Origin of the sequence: Phenylobacterium sp., from assembly GCF_016793225.1 — a bacterium.
Classification (GTDB): Bacteria; Pseudomonadota; Alphaproteobacteria; order Caulobacterales; family Caulobacteraceae; genus Phenylobacterium.
This window is the reverse complement of sequence record NZ_JAEUMN010000146.1, coordinates 1-11927: the sequence shown is the minus strand read 5'-3', so window position 1 is coordinate 11927 and position 11927 is coordinate 1. Positions and strand designations below refer to the sequence as shown.

The window sequence follows — 11927 nt, the reverse complement described above, 5'->3', positions numbered from 1 at the left end:
GTACTTCTTCGCCGTCGCCCCGCCGGTCTTCGCCAGAACCATGGTGATCGCCGCCGTCAGCGTCGTCTTCCCATGATCCACGTGCCCAATCGTGCCGATGTTGCAGTGGGGCTTGTTACGTTCGAACTTCTCTTTGGCCATCAGGGTCCTGCCGGCGTTGCCTAAACTCGCGTCTCAAGGAGCTGGAGCGGGTAGCGGGAATCGAACCCGCATCCTCAGCTTGGAAGGCTGCTGCACTACCATTGTGCTATACCCGCCAACCTCACCAGCGGGGGCCGCCGCAACTCCTCAGGTTCATCTCCAAAGCGCGTGGTGGGGGAAGAAGGACTCGAACCTTCGAAGCCATTACAGCAGCGGATTTACAGTCCGCCCCCTTTGCCACTCGGGACATTCCCCCAGCGCGCCTGGAGCCTCGTCGGGGACCTCGCGGCGACGCCTCGCATCTGGCGCGTGAACAGGGCTTGAAGCGGCCGGTTCCACGGTCCAAAAGCGGCGGCCCGCCGAGGGGGCCCCAAATCGGAGCGCGTCTTATAGTGGCCTCGCCTACGGAACGCAACGACGCCCGGAAGGGCCGGAAATTCCGTCCCGGACGCGGCCCGTCCGGCCCCGGCCCGGGACGTCCGCAACGCGCCCACGCGACCCCCGCCGACGACTGGATCTGGGGCTGGCACGCGGTGGAAGCCGCGCTCGCCAATCCCCGCCGGGGCGCGCCCTCGCGCCTGCTGGCCACCCCCGACAAGGCGCGTCAGATCGAGGCGCGGTTCGGACGCCTGAAGGCCCTGGAGGTCGCCGACGCCCACCAGATCGGGCTGGCGCTGCCGCAGGGCGCCGTGCACCAGGGCGTCGCCCTGCGGCCGGCGCCGCTGGAAGACGCCGACATCGCCGACTTCGAGCCCCGGCCCGGAGCCGTTCTGCTCGTCCTGGACCAGGTGACCGATCCGCAGAACGTCGGCGCCATCCTGCGCTCGGCGGCGGCGTTCGGCGTGGCCGGCCTGATCCTGCAGGACCGCCACGCCCCGAAGCTCGCCGGCGCCCTGGCCAAGGCCGCCGCCGGCGCCGTCGAGCGGACTCCGGTGGCCCGCGTCGTGAACCTGTCGCGGGCGCTGGACGAGCTCACGTCCGCCGGCTGGCGCGCGGTGGGGCTCGCCGGCGAGGGGGAGCGCGGCCTGCATGAGGTCCTGGACGGCGCGCCCACGGTGCTGGTGCTGGGCTCCGAGGGCGAGGGCCTGCGCCGGCTCGTCGCCGAGCACTGCGACGAGCTGGCCCGGATCCCGATGCCGGGCGGATTCGAGAGCCTGAACGTCTCGGCCGCCGCGGCGATCGCCCTCTACGAGGCGGCCCGGCCCCGCTGAGGGGTGGGTGACTTTCGTCAAAGACCCTGCGATCAAGCTGCGCCGTAACTGACGCGAGGTTGTGACCGCCGGTGGACCGATTCCCGTCACGATTGCTGCTGACGCTGAAGGCGCTGTCCATCAGCCGCGGACGGCTCGCGGTGGAACTGGCGGTCGACAAGTCGGTGATCAGCCGCTGGCTATCGGGTCGCCAGTCGCCGTCCGGCGAGAACCTCGCGAACCTGACGTCGATCGTGGCCGCGCGCCGGCCCGGCTTCAGCCTGCTCGACTGGGAGGAGGCCGACGACACCTTCGCCGCCAAGCTGGGCCTGGGCCAACCGGCCGACGCCGCCGGGGTGCTCGAGACCTGGCTGCCCGCCGGCGTGCTCGCCGAGGCTCGCGCCCTCACCGCCTCGCGCGGCGAAGCCTACGAGGGGTTCTGGCGCACGACGCGTCCCGCCATCACCCAGCGCGGCCAGTTCATCCATGACCAGGTGATGATCCGCAAGGCGGCCAACGGCTTCCTTTCGTTCCGGCTGGGCGTGCAGGACATGCGCTTCGAAGGCTGGGCCTTCCCGACGCAGGCGCAGCTGTTCGCGTTCGGCGCCGACGAGCTCACGGGCATGTTCATCTTCGTCATCTTCAACGCGGTGTTGCGCAACCGCGCCCACGTGCTCGACGGCCTGTCCCTCACATGCCAGAGGGTCGGCGGCGGCATGCCGGTGGCCGGCGCCGTGCTGATGGAGCGGGTCGGCTACCTGACCGCAGACACCGTCGCGGACACCGCGCAGCACGAGGCGTCGATCCCCCGGAATCCCCTGGCGCCCGAGGGCTCGGTGCCGGACGAGATCCGCCGTCATCTGCTCTACGACATCGGCCCCACCGCCATGGCGGCCGGCGGCCCTGCCCTGCTCTCCATGCCGTTCGCCACATCGCTGTCGCGCGGTCCGCAGCCCGGCGATCCGCTGCCGCCCGGAGAGCCGCCGATTCTCGCCTGACGCGCGAAAACGCAACCAGACGCAACGGCTCGCAGGCCGCAGCGCCTACCGCGCCCGGCAGGCCGCCACATCATCCCAGGACAAGTTCAGGGGATGATCCGATGTCGCTTCTCGTTCGCGTCCTCGCGGCAGGCACAGCCGCGGCCCTGCTCGCCAATGCCGGCCAGGCCGACGCCGGCCAGCTCTACAACGCCACATACGCCGGCGTGCCTCTCTCGCCGCCGAACACCGGCGTTCAGGTGCTCACCTCCGGCCTTGACACCACCAGCGCGGGCTTCTCCACGCCGACCCAGGCGCTGGGACTGGCCTACGCCGGCGGCGGCCGGTGGCCGGACTCGTGGCCGTGCGCGCCTGACCGGCCGAGCCCCCGCTTCGCATCCGCTTCCCATCCTTCGCAGACCACCTGAGGAACTGATCCGATGAAGCTATCGTCACTCGCCCTTGCCGGCGCGCTGTCGCTCGGCCTGGCCGGCGCCGCCCACGCCGACTTCCCGACCTACTACGCCGATCAGACCGCCTTCACGGCGGCGGGCACGATCCAGCACGTCGTCGATTTCGACGGCTACGATCCCAACGCGATCACGGTGCTGAACAACACCGAGACGTTCGGGCCGATGTCGCTGACCGGCTCCCCGCTCGTCGTGGTGGGCTCGGACAGCGTGTACCAGCCCGTCCGGAACCTCATCGCCAACAACAACCCGACCCTGGCGCTCACCGGCGACGTCAGCGGCGCCTACAACATGTTCAGCTTCCAGCTGGGCAATCTGGAGGGCTTCGGCGAGCAGGTGTTCATGTGGCTCTACACGAACGTCGACAGTTACGCCTACGGCCTCTACCCCGGCCCGGCGCCCGAGAACCTCACGTTCTACGGCTTCGTCGTGCCCCTGGGCGAGTACTTCACCGGCTTCTCCATGCACGCGACGAACCTGGACGGGTTCTTCCAGGACACGCCCATCGACCAGGCGCTGGCCGTGACGGACTTCCGCTTCGGGACCACGGGACCGATCTGCAGCAACCGGATCTGCGACGGCGGCGACCCGGGGGGCGCGATCCCCGAGCCCGGGACGTGGGCCCTTCTGATCCTGGGCTTCGGCTGCACCGGAGCCGCCCTGCGCGCCCGCCGACGCCCGCTCACGCGCGCGGCGCGCCTCTAGGGACCATTCCCGCCGGAGGGCGGCCGACGCCCTGTCGAGGACGCCCGCCGGCGCCCCCCTGATGCAGAGGCTTGCGGCGGCCGCCGCGCTGACGCATTGAGGCGCGGATGTTCGAAGAGCTGTTCAGCGCCTCGGCGCTTTCCGCCCTGCTCCAGGTCCTGATGATCGACCTGGTGCTCGCCGGGGACAATGCCGTGGCCGTGGGCCTCGCGGCCGGCGGGCTGCCGCCCGAACAGCGCCGGAAGGCGATCTTCTGGGGCCTGGTGGCGGCCGTCGTCACCCGGATCGGTTTCGCGCTGGTGACCACGCAGCTGCTCGGCGTGATCGGCCTGCTCTTCGCGGGCGGCGTGCTGCTGCTCTGGGTCTGCTGGAAGATGTGGCGCGAGCTGCGCGACCAGGCCTCCGCCGAGGAAGAGGCCGCCGAGGCGGCCATGGACTCCGACCCCGCCACCGAGCCCAAGGTCAAGCCGAAGACCTTCCGCGCCGCGCTGATGCAGATCCTGATCGCGGACGTCTCGATGTCGCTCGACAACGTGCTGGCCGTGGCCGGCGCGGCGCGCGAACACCCCGGCATCCTGGTGTTCGGCCTGCTGCTCTCCATCGCGCTGATGGGCGTCGCCGCCCACGCCATCGCCCGGCTGCTGCACAAGTACCGCTGGATCGGCTTCGTGGGCCTGGTGATCGTGCTCTACGTCGCGCTGCACATGATGTGGGAAGGCCACAGGACCATCGCGATCGATCTGGGCCGCACCGCCGAGTACAACGCCATCGTGCCGGACTTCGCCGACATCACGCCCGAGGACGTGGCCCAGCACCTGCGGACGAAGTCGGGCGGCGGCGGGCACTGACCGCCGGGCCGTCCGCGCGGCGTCGGCGTCAGGCCGACTCGGCCGCCGCCGGCCCGCCGAAGCGTTCCCGCCATTCGGCGACCTGCGCGTCCTCGACCTTGCGGAACAGCACCTCGGGCGCCCGGATCGGCCGGCCCGGGGACAGCGCCGTCAGGACGCCCTCGCCGTCCAGCGACGGCCAGCGCCCGGGGAAGGGTTCGCCCAGCGCCTCGGCGATCTTGCCGGCGGCGCCGGGGATGAACGGCTCGGACACCTTGGCGAACAGCGCCGCCAGGTTCAGCCCGTAGCGGACCGCCACCGCAGCACGGTCGCGGTCGGTCTTGATCGCCGTCCACGGCGCCGCCTCGGTCAGGTACTGGTTGCCCAGCACCCACAGCTGCCGGAGCGCCGTCGTGGCCTTGCGGCACTCGCGGTCCTCCATGTGGCCCGTCAGCTCGCGCAGCTTGGCCAGGACATCGGCCTCGAGCTTCTCGTCCAGCGCGCCCGGCGCCCCGCCCTCGGGCACGACGCCGTCGAACCGGCTCTCCGCGAACTTGCAGATGCGGTTGACGAAGTTGCCCAGGACGTCGGCCAGGTCGGCGTTCACCTGATCGCGGAACTGCTCCCAGGTGAAGGTCGAGTCCGAGCTTTCGGGCGCGTTGGCGACGAGCCACCAGCGCCAGTAGTCGGCGGGCAGCAGTTCAAGCGCCTGGTCCATGAAGACGCCGCGCTTCTGCGAGGTGGAGAAGCGGCCGCCGTAGTAGTCGAGCCAGTTGAACCCCTTGAGGTCGTCGACCAGCTTCCACGGCGCGTTGCTGGCGGGCGTCCAGCGGCCGGCGGCGTCCCGGCGCTCGTTCACCCCCATCAGGGTGCAGGGAAAGCCCACCGTGTGGAACGGCACGTTGTCCTTGCCCATGAACTGCACATAGGTGACGTCGGCGGCGCCCGGCTCGCGCCACCAGCGCTCCCAGTCCTGGTCGTCCGGCGCGCGCCCCGCGGCCGCGGCCTGGGCGTCGGCCCATTCCCACGTGGCCCCGATGTACTCGATCGGGGCGTCGAACCAGACGTAGAAGACCTTGCCCGCCAGGCCCTCGACATCGGGCCGCCCGCCGTCGGGGTTGGGGCCCCAGTCCGCGGCGTTCACGGGAACGCCCCACGACAGGTCGCGGGTGATCCCCCGGTCCTGCAGGCCCTCGTCGAGCCATTTCAGGGCGATCGAGGTGACGAGGTTCGGCCACGCGCTCCGCTTGGCCTCGATGGCCACCCTCAGCCGGTCGGCGAAGAGGCTCTGGCGCAGGAACAGATGCTTGGAGCCTCGGATCTCGATGTCGGTCGAGCCCGACAGCGCGGACCGGGGATGCAGCAGGTCGGCCGGATCCAGCACGCGGGTGCAGTTCTCGCACTGGTCGCCGCGGGCCGCTTCGTAGCCGCAGTGCGGGCAGGTTCCGATCACGTACCGGTCGGGCAGGAAGCGCTTGTCCGCGAGCGAGTACACCTGCTGCGTCACCCGCTCCTCGATGAAGCCGGCTTCCCACAGCTGCTGCGCGAAGGCCTGGGTCAGCTTGCGGTTCTGATCGGACGACGAGCGACCGAAGTGGTCCCAGGACATGCCGAAGGCGCGCCCCATGGCGTGCAGCTTCTCGTGGGCCAGGGCGCAGAATTCCGCCACGGGCATCCCGGCCTCGGCCGCGGCGAGCTCGGCCGGCGTGCCGTGCTCGTCGGTGGCGCAGATGTACAGGGTCTCGCGCCCGCGGGCCCTCTGGAAGCGCGCGTAGACATCCGCCGGGAGCATCGAACCGGCGAGATTCCCCAGGTGCTTCGCGCCGGCGGCGTACGGCAGGGCCGAGGTGATGAGGATGCGCGACATGGCAGAGGCTTCCGAAAGAACCGGGGCTTATAGGCGTTCGCGCGGCTTCGCCAAAGACGCGCGCACAAGAAATGCTCGCCAAGCCGCGCCATCCGCGCAAACTCCCCTCAGGGGCGAGCGATGCGACCGCATGAGTCGCATGACGACATCTGCCCCAGAAGGGAGCGACTATGCGCAAGCTGATCCTTGCGGCCGGCCTCCTGGCCGGTCTGTCCCTGGCCGCGTGCGGCGAGCAGAAGCCCGCCGCCGAGGCGGCGGCGCCCGCCGAGGCGCCCAAGAAGTCCCTGGCCCGGCAGGCCCCCATGTACGCCGGCCAGGAGCAGGTCCTTTCGGTCCAGTCCGGCACGGTGACCAAGGACGCCGGCGGCGGCCTGAACCTCGAGGCCAAGGCCACGACCGACGGGGCGGGCTGGACCCAGGTCGGGTTCCTGCCGCGCGTCTACGCCGCGACGCCGCCCGACGGGATCTACGAGATCGACGTGGTCGCGCAGAAGCCGGCGACGCCGGGCGCCGCCGGTCCGACCCCGGTCGACGTGAAGAGCGCCTGGGACCGGTACAAGGACGGCCGCGTGAAGGGCGTGAAGTTCATCTCCAAGACCAACGAGGTCGTGGCGATGGTCGGCGGCTGAGTCTCAGCCGCCGCCGCGGCGCCGGCCTCACATCGGCGGCTTGGCCCCGTTCTCGCCGATCGACACCGAGCCGGCCATCAGCTGGCCGTTGGCCGTCTTCTGCACGACCATGAACACGGGCGTGCCCACCTTCACCTGGCTGCGCTGACCGGGCGTGATCTGCACGATCGGGACGTTCGCCGGCACGTTGATGGTGCGCTTGCCGTACGAGTAGCTGACCTCGAGCTGGCGGGTGCCCTTGCGCCCGGCGACCACGGTGCCGACGGTGCCGTTGGTCATCATGGAGCCCTTGCGCAGGTCCCAGCCGTAGTGGCCCTCGCCCATCTTCACGCCGGGCGGGAAGACGTGCACCTCGAGCGAGCGGCCCGTCCCGTCCTTCTGCGGCATCTCGGCGGTGCCGATGAAGCTGCCGGGCTTGATCGCGTCGGGCGTCACGGGCTTCAGCACCGCCACCGTCCACTGCGGGGCCAGGTTCACCTTGGTGACGCCCTTCTGCCCCTTCACGGTCATCGAGCCGGCGTCCAGGGCCGTCACCGTCCCCCGCACCACGCTGGGGGCCGCCGGCGCCTGGGCCTGGGACGCCCCCGCCGCCAGGGTCACCGCGGCCGCCACGGCCATCGTCATCCGAAACATCTGATCATCCCCTCTGCGCGCTCGTTCTCAGAGCGGTCCCCTGAATACAAACCATGCCCCCAGGGCAATGAAGGCGAATCCGGCCGCATGGTTGATCGTCAGCTTCTCGCCCAGATACGTGACCGAGAACACCGCGAAGACGCCGAGGGTGATCACCTCCTGCATCGTCTTGAGTTCGGCCGCGGAATAGACCTGACGTCCGATCCGATTGGCCGGCACGGCCAGCCAGTATTCGAAGAAGGCGATGCCCCAGCTCGCCAGGACCAGCAGCCACAGCGGCCGGTTGTCGACCTTCAGGTGGCCGTACCAGGCGAACGTCATGAACACGTTGGAGGCGACGAGCATCAGGATCGGGGCGATTGCGGTCCAGTTCGGGGTCATCTGCCAGTTTTCGCGCTTAACGAGGGGTCGGACCGACCTATAACCTGCGCCGGGTCCTGGAGGGGGAGAGTGGATATGCGCGGATGGATGACGGCGGCCGCCGCGGCCCTGGCCCTGGCCGTCTCCGCCTGTTCCCAGCCGGGCGCGGAGACCGACGCGGCAGCCTCGACCGAGCTCCGCATCTACAACTGGTCGGACTACATCGACCCGGCGCTCCTCACCGACTTCACCAAGGAGACCGGGATCAAGGTCACCTACGACACCTTCGATTCCAACGAGGTGCTCGAGACCAAGGTGCTGCAGGGGGGCACGGGCTACGACATCGTGGTCCCGTCGAACCGGAACCTGCCCCGCTACATCCAGGCCGGCGCCATCCAGCCGCTCGACAAGGCAAAGCTGCCCGGCCTCGACAAGCTGGCGCCCGACCTGATGGCCAAGCTCGGCCGCTTCGATCCGGACGGGAAGTTCGCCGTTCCCTACATGCAGGGCACCATCGGCATCGGATACAACGAAGACGCCGTGAAGAAGCGCCTGCCCGGCGTCACCATCGACAGCTGGGCGATCCTCTTCGAGCCCGCCAACCTCGCCAAGCTGAAGGACTGCGGCGTCTACTTCCTCGACGCGTCCGAGGACATGTTCGCCATGGCCCTGGTCTACCTCGGCAAGGATCCGAACTCGACCAACCCGGCCGACTACGCCGCGGCCACGGACCTGATGCTGAAGGCCCGGCCCTATGTCCGGAAGTTCCATTCCTCGGAGTACGTGGACGCCCTGGCCAACGGCGACATCTGCGCCGCCGTCGGCTACTCGGGCGACGTGCTGCAGGCCAAGGCGCGGGCCGAGGAGGCGAAGAACGGCGTCAAGGTCGCCTATGCGGTGCCCAAGGAAGGCAGCGAGATATGGTTCGACGTCTTCACGATCCCCAAGGACGCGCCGCATCCCGACGCCGCGCACAAGTTCATCGCCTTTATGCTGCGGCCGGACATCATCGCCCGGGCGTCCAACTTCACCCAGTACGCCAACGCCAACACCGCCGCGACGCCGCTGGTGGACGAGGCCATCCGGACGGATCCCAACATCTATCCCTCGAGCCAGCTCTCCCAGCGTCTGTTCGTCTCGACCACGCGTGACCAGGCCCTGCTGCGCGACGTCAATCGCCAGTGGACCAAGGTGCTGACCGGGCGTTGAGCGGCCGGCCCAACATCGGCGGGATCCGGTCGGCCTTCGCGCCCTGGGAGGATCCGGCGAAGGCGCCGCTCGTGCAGTACGAGGCCGTGTCCAAGGCGTTCGGCGACACGCCGGCCGTCCGCGACGTGTCGCTGTCGATCTACGAGGGCGAGTTCTTCGCACTGCTGGGCCCATCCGGGTGCGGCAAGACCACGCTGATGCGGCTGCTGGCGGGCTTCGAGCAGCCCGACGCTGGCCGGGTCCTCCTGGGCGGACGCGACATCGCCGGCGACCCGCCGCACCGGCGCCCGGTGCACATGATGTTCCAGAGCTACGCCCTCTTCCCGCATCTCAGCGTGGCGCAGAACATCGCCTTCGGCCTGAAGCGCCAGGGCGCGGCCCGGGCCGAGATCGACGCCCGCGTCGAGGAGATGCTGGCCCTAGTGCGCCTGGAAGGGCTCGGTCGCCGGCGGCCCGACCAGCTGTCGGGCGGCCAACGCCAGCGGGTGGCCCTCGCCCGGGCGCTCGCGCCCCGCCCCCGCATCCTGTTGCTGGACGAGCCCATGGCGGCCCTCGACAAGAAGCTGCGCGAGGAGACGCGGTTCGAGCTGATGAGCCTCCAGCAGTCGTTGGGCATGACGTTCCTCATCGTCACCCACGACCAGGACGAGGCGATGGTGGTGGCCGACCGCATCGCCGTGATGCGGGAGGGCGCCATCGTGCAGGTGGGTCGGCCGGCCGAGGTCTACGAAGCGCCCGCCGACCGCTACGTGGCCGGCTTCATCGGCGACGTGAACCTGTTCGAGGGCCGCGTGGCGGCGTCCGGAGACGGGCGGGTGCGCCTGCTGTCCCCCGAAGGCGCCTTCGAGGCCGAGGGCGCGGGCCCGGTCGGCGAAACCGCCTGGATCGCGGTGCGCCCCGAAAAGGTGGCGGTGCACACCGAGGCTCCCGCCGGCGGCGTCAACGTGCTGGAGGGCGCGATCCTCGACTACGGCTACCTGGGCGACTGGACGACCTACCTCGTGGAGGTCGCGCCCGGGGGACGGACGCTGCGGGCGGCGCGCGCCAACGCGACCCGCACCGTCGAGCGGCCGCTGGGCTGCGGCGACCGGGTCTGGCTTTCGTTCGCGCCCTCCAGCGCCGTGGTGCTCACCCGATGAGGCGGCGGGGCCTGGCGGCGCTGCTGCCCATCCTGTGGCTCGCGATCTTCTTCGCCTTCCCGTTCCTGCTGGTGGCCAGGCTGTCGCTGTCGGACTCGGCCCTGGCCATGCCGCCCTACACGCCGCAGATCGACTGGGGCCAGGGCCTGGCGGGACTGTCGGCCTTCCTCGCCGCCCTGGACGGCGAGACCTACGCCCGGCTCGCCCAGGACCGCCTCTACCTCGACGCCTGGCTGTCCAGCCTGCGCATCGCCGGCACGGCCGCGGCGCTGCTGCTGCTGGTCGGCTATCCCATCGCCTACGGGATGGCGCGCTGCCCCTCGAGGGTGCGCCAGGTGCTGGTGATGGCGGTCATCCTCCCGTTCTGGACCAGCTTCCTCATCCGCATCTACGCCTGGATCGCGATCCTGAAGCCCGCGGGCCTGCTGAACGCCGCGCTCGGCGCCGTCGGACTGCCGCGGATCGACATCCTGAACACCGAGGCCGCCGTCCTGCTGGGCCTGGTCTACGCCTACCTGCCCTTCATGGTGCTGCCCCTCTACGCGGTGCTGGACCGGCAGGACGACAGCCTGATCGAGGCGGCCGAGGACCTGGGCTGCACGTCGATGCAGGCGTTCTGGCGCGTCACCTTCCCGCTCTCGCTGCCCGGCGCGGCGGCGGGCGCCCTGCTCTGCTTCATCCCCATGGCCGGGGAGTTCGTGATCCCGGACCTGCTGGGCGGCTCCGAGACGCTGATGCTGGGGCGCGTCATCTGGACCGAGTTCTTCGCCAACCGCGACTGGCCCGCCGCGTCGGCGGTGGCGATCGTGCTGCTGGCGACGCTGGTGATCCCGATCCTGCTCTGGGAGCGCCAGCAGGCGAAGGTGCTGCGATGAGGCGCGGGCCGTCCGCCTTCAACGTGGCCGCCGTCGCGCTCGGCCTGGCGTTCCTCTATGCGCCGATCGTCATCCTGGTCCTCTACTCGTTCAACGCGAGCCGCCTGGTCACGGTCTGGGGCGGGTTCTCGACGCGCTGGTACACGGCGCTCCTGCACGATCAGCAGATGCTGGACGCCGTGTGGGTGACGCTGCGGGTGGGCGTGATCTCGGCGTCCGTCGCCACGGTGCTGGGCGTGTTCGCCGCCGTCGCGCTGACCCGCCACCGCCGCTCGAGGGTTCGCCCCGCCGTCGCGGGCGGGATCTACGCCACGCTCGTCATGCCCGAGGTCATCCTGGGCCTCTCGCTGCTGTTGCTGTTCGTGGCCGTGGGCGCGCCGCGTGGCTTCTGGACCGTCACCCTCAGCCACGCCACGCTCACGCTCGCCTACGCCACCGTGGTCGTGCAGGCGCGGCTGCAGAGCTTCGACACCAGCCTCGAGGAGGCCGCCCAGGACCTGGGCGCCGCCCCCTGGAAGGCGTTCATGCTGGTGACGCTGCCCGGCGTCGCCCCGGCCGTGGCCGCCGCCTGGATGCTCGCCTTCACCCTCAGCCTCGACGACCTCGTGATCGCAAGTTTCACCTCGGGCCCCGGCGCCACCACGCTGCCAATGCGGCTCTACAGCCAGGTCCGCCTGGGGGTGAATCCTGAGATCAACGCGATCTCGACCCTGCTCATCGGCCTCGTGGCCACGGGCGTCATTGCCGCCTACCTGATCCGGCAGCGACGCAGGGCGTGAGCCTGGAATGCGCCGCAGGCGGTCCGGCGCGACGCTACGCGACCCTTACTCCGGCCGACGCCGGACCGCCTGCAGCCGACGTCTGCCCAGACGTCAGGCCCGGACCGCACCCCCGAGGGCCCGGAC

Annotated in this window: 14 protein-coding genes and 2 tRNA genes; 10 read left to right on the top strand and 6 right to left on the bottom strand. The window is 70.4% G+C overall.

Annotation, left to right across the window (positions count from 1 at the left end):
• The 3 genes from JNK30_RS17120 to JNK30_RS17110 form a co-directional block, all read right to left on the bottom strand.
• On the bottom strand, positions 1–141 hold a 141-nt coding region (locus tag JNK30_RS17120; RefSeq protein WP_293482460.1), incomplete at its 3' end, for a GTP-binding protein.
• A gap of 42 nt (positions 142–183) precedes the next feature.
• Positions 184–257: transfer RNA gene (locus JNK30_RS17115), tRNA-Gly, on the bottom strand.
• Positions 258–310: 53 nt separating this feature from the next.
• Positions 311–397 (bottom strand) — tRNA-Tyr (locus JNK30_RS17110).
• A 136-nt stretch (positions 398–533) separates the two neighbouring features.
• Here JNK30_RS17110 and rlmB point away from each other — a divergent pair.
• The 5 genes from rlmB (at position 534) to JNK30_RS17085 (ending at position 4331) form a co-directional block, all read left to right on the top strand.
• Positions 534–1352 (top strand): 23S rRNA (guanosine(2251)-2'-O)-methyltransferase RlmB, encoded by an 819-nt coding sequence (gene rlmB, locus JNK30_RS17105; protein WP_293484023.1) that lies wholly within the window; start codon positions 534–536, stop codon positions 1350–1352.
• Positions 1353–1423: 71 nt separating this feature from the next.
• Positions 1424–2329 carry a helix-turn-helix transcriptional regulator gene (locus JNK30_RS17100; protein WP_293484021.1) on the top strand — a complete coding sequence of 302 codons (906 nt, stop codon included), beginning with the start codon at positions 1424–1426 and terminating at the stop codon, positions 2327–2329.
• Between the two features lie 101 nt (positions 2330–2430).
• Positions 2431–2736, top strand: coding sequence for a hypothetical protein (locus JNK30_RS17095; RefSeq protein WP_293484019.1), 306 nt, complete (start codon positions 2431–2433; stop codon positions 2734–2736).
• Positions 2737–2748: 12 nt separating this feature from the next.
• The gene (locus JNK30_RS17090) at positions 2749–3483 is read left to right on the top strand and encodes a PEPxxWA-CTERM sorting domain-containing protein (protein WP_293484017.1); all 735 of its coding nucleotides are present in this window, start codon (positions 2749–2751) and stop codon (positions 3481–3483) included.
• Positions 3484–3590: 107 nt separating this feature from the next.
• On the top strand, positions 3591–4331 hold the full coding sequence (locus JNK30_RS17085; protein WP_293484015.1) for a TerC family protein: 741 nt from the start codon (positions 3591–3593) through the stop codon (positions 4329–4331).
• 28 nt (positions 4332–4359) lie between these two features.
• Here JNK30_RS17085 and metG read toward each other — a convergent pair whose 3' ends face one another.
• Positions 4360–6177 (bottom strand): methionine--tRNA ligase, encoded by a 1818-nt coding sequence (metG, locus tag JNK30_RS17080; RefSeq protein WP_293484013.1) that lies wholly within the window; start codon positions 6175–6177, stop codon positions 4360–4362.
• Positions 6178–6347: 170 nt separating this feature from the next.
• Between metG and JNK30_RS17075 the strand changes: the two genes are divergently transcribed.
• Positions 6348–6806, top strand: a complete 459-nt coding sequence (locus JNK30_RS17075) for a hypothetical protein (RefSeq protein WP_293484011.1) — start codon at positions 6348–6350, stop codon at positions 6804–6806.
• A gap of 27 nt (positions 6807–6833) precedes the next feature.
• On the opposite strand, the gene JNK30_RS17070 is transcribed toward JNK30_RS17075, so the two are convergent.
• The gene (locus JNK30_RS17070; RefSeq protein WP_293484009.1) at positions 6834–7439 is read right to left on the bottom strand and encodes a hypothetical protein; all 606 of its coding nucleotides are present in this window, start codon (positions 7437–7439) and stop codon (positions 6834–6836) included.
• Between the two features lie 27 nt (positions 7440–7466).
• Complete coding sequence (locus JNK30_RS17065; protein WP_293484007.1) at positions 7467–7820, bottom strand: DMT family protein; 354 nt, start codon at positions 7818–7820, stop codon at positions 7467–7469.
• Positions 7821–7895: 75 nt separating this feature from the next.
• Here JNK30_RS17065 and JNK30_RS17060 point away from each other — a divergent pair, with 75 nt between their 5' ends.
• The 4 genes from JNK30_RS17060 to JNK30_RS17045 are packed head-to-tail and all read left to right on the top strand — an operon-like array spanning position 7896 to position 11801.
• On the top strand, positions 7896–9008 hold the full coding sequence (locus tag JNK30_RS17060) for a polyamine ABC transporter substrate-binding protein (RefSeq protein ID WP_293484005.1): 1113 nt from the start codon (positions 7896–7898) through the stop codon (positions 9006–9008).
• 23 nt (positions 9009–9031) lie between these two features.
• Positions 9032–10147: an ABC transporter ATP-binding protein gene (locus tag JNK30_RS17055; RefSeq protein WP_293484025.1), complete on the top strand. Its 1116-nt coding sequence runs from the start codon at positions 9032–9034 to the stop codon at positions 10145–10147.
• On the top strand, positions 10144–11022 hold the full coding sequence (locus JNK30_RS17050) for an ABC transporter permease (protein ID WP_293484003.1): 879 nt from the start codon (positions 10144–10146) through the stop codon (positions 11020–11022). The genes JNK30_RS17055 and JNK30_RS17050 overlap by 4 nt, the downstream gene beginning before the upstream one ends.
• On the top strand, positions 11019–11801 hold the full coding sequence (locus JNK30_RS17045; RefSeq protein ID WP_293484001.1) for an ABC transporter permease: 783 nt from the start codon (positions 11019–11021) through the stop codon (positions 11799–11801). The genes JNK30_RS17050 and JNK30_RS17045 overlap by 4 nt, the downstream gene beginning before the upstream one ends.
• Positions 11802–11927 lie beyond the last annotated feature (126 nt).

Bases quoted from the DNA above. Each gene is read 5' to 3' on its own strand.
- JNK30_RS17095 (WP_293484019.1), top strand. From the start codon at position 2,431: ATGTCGCTTCTCGTTCGCGTCCTCGCGGCAGGCACAGCCGCGGCCCTG.
- JNK30_RS17090 (WP_293484017.1), top strand. From the start codon at position 2,749: ATGAAGCTATCGTCACTCGCCCTTGCCGGCGCGCTGTCGCTCGGCCTG.
- JNK30_RS17085 (WP_293484015.1), top strand. From the start codon at position 3,591: ATGTTCGAAGAGCTGTTCAGCGCCTCGGCGCTTTCCGCCCTGCTCCAG.
- metG (WP_293484013.1), bottom strand. From the start codon at position 6,177: ATGTCGCGCATCCTCATCACCTCGGCCCTGCCGTACGCCGCCGGCGCG.
- JNK30_RS17075 (WP_293484011.1), top strand. From the start codon at position 6,348: ATGCGCAAGCTGATCCTTGCGGCCGGCCTCCTGGCCGGTCTGTCCCTG.
- JNK30_RS17070 (WP_293484009.1), bottom strand. From the start codon at position 7,439: ATGTTTCGGATGACGATGGCCGTGGCGGCCGCGGTGACCCTGGCGGCG.
- JNK30_RS17065 (WP_293484007.1), bottom strand. From the start codon at position 7,820: ATGACCCCGAACTGGACCGCAATCGCCCCGATCCTGATGCTCGTCGCC.
- JNK30_RS17060 (WP_293484005.1), top strand. From the start codon at position 7,896: ATGCGCGGATGGATGACGGCGGCCGCCGCGGCCCTGGCCCTGGCCGTC.
- JNK30_RS17050 (WP_293484003.1), top strand. From the start codon at position 10,144: ATGAGGCGGCGGGGCCTGGCGGCGCTGCTGCCCATCCTGTGGCTCGCG.
- JNK30_RS17045 (WP_293484001.1), top strand. From the start codon at position 11,019: ATGAGGCGCGGGCCGTCCGCCTTCAACGTGGCCGCCGTCGCGCTCGGC.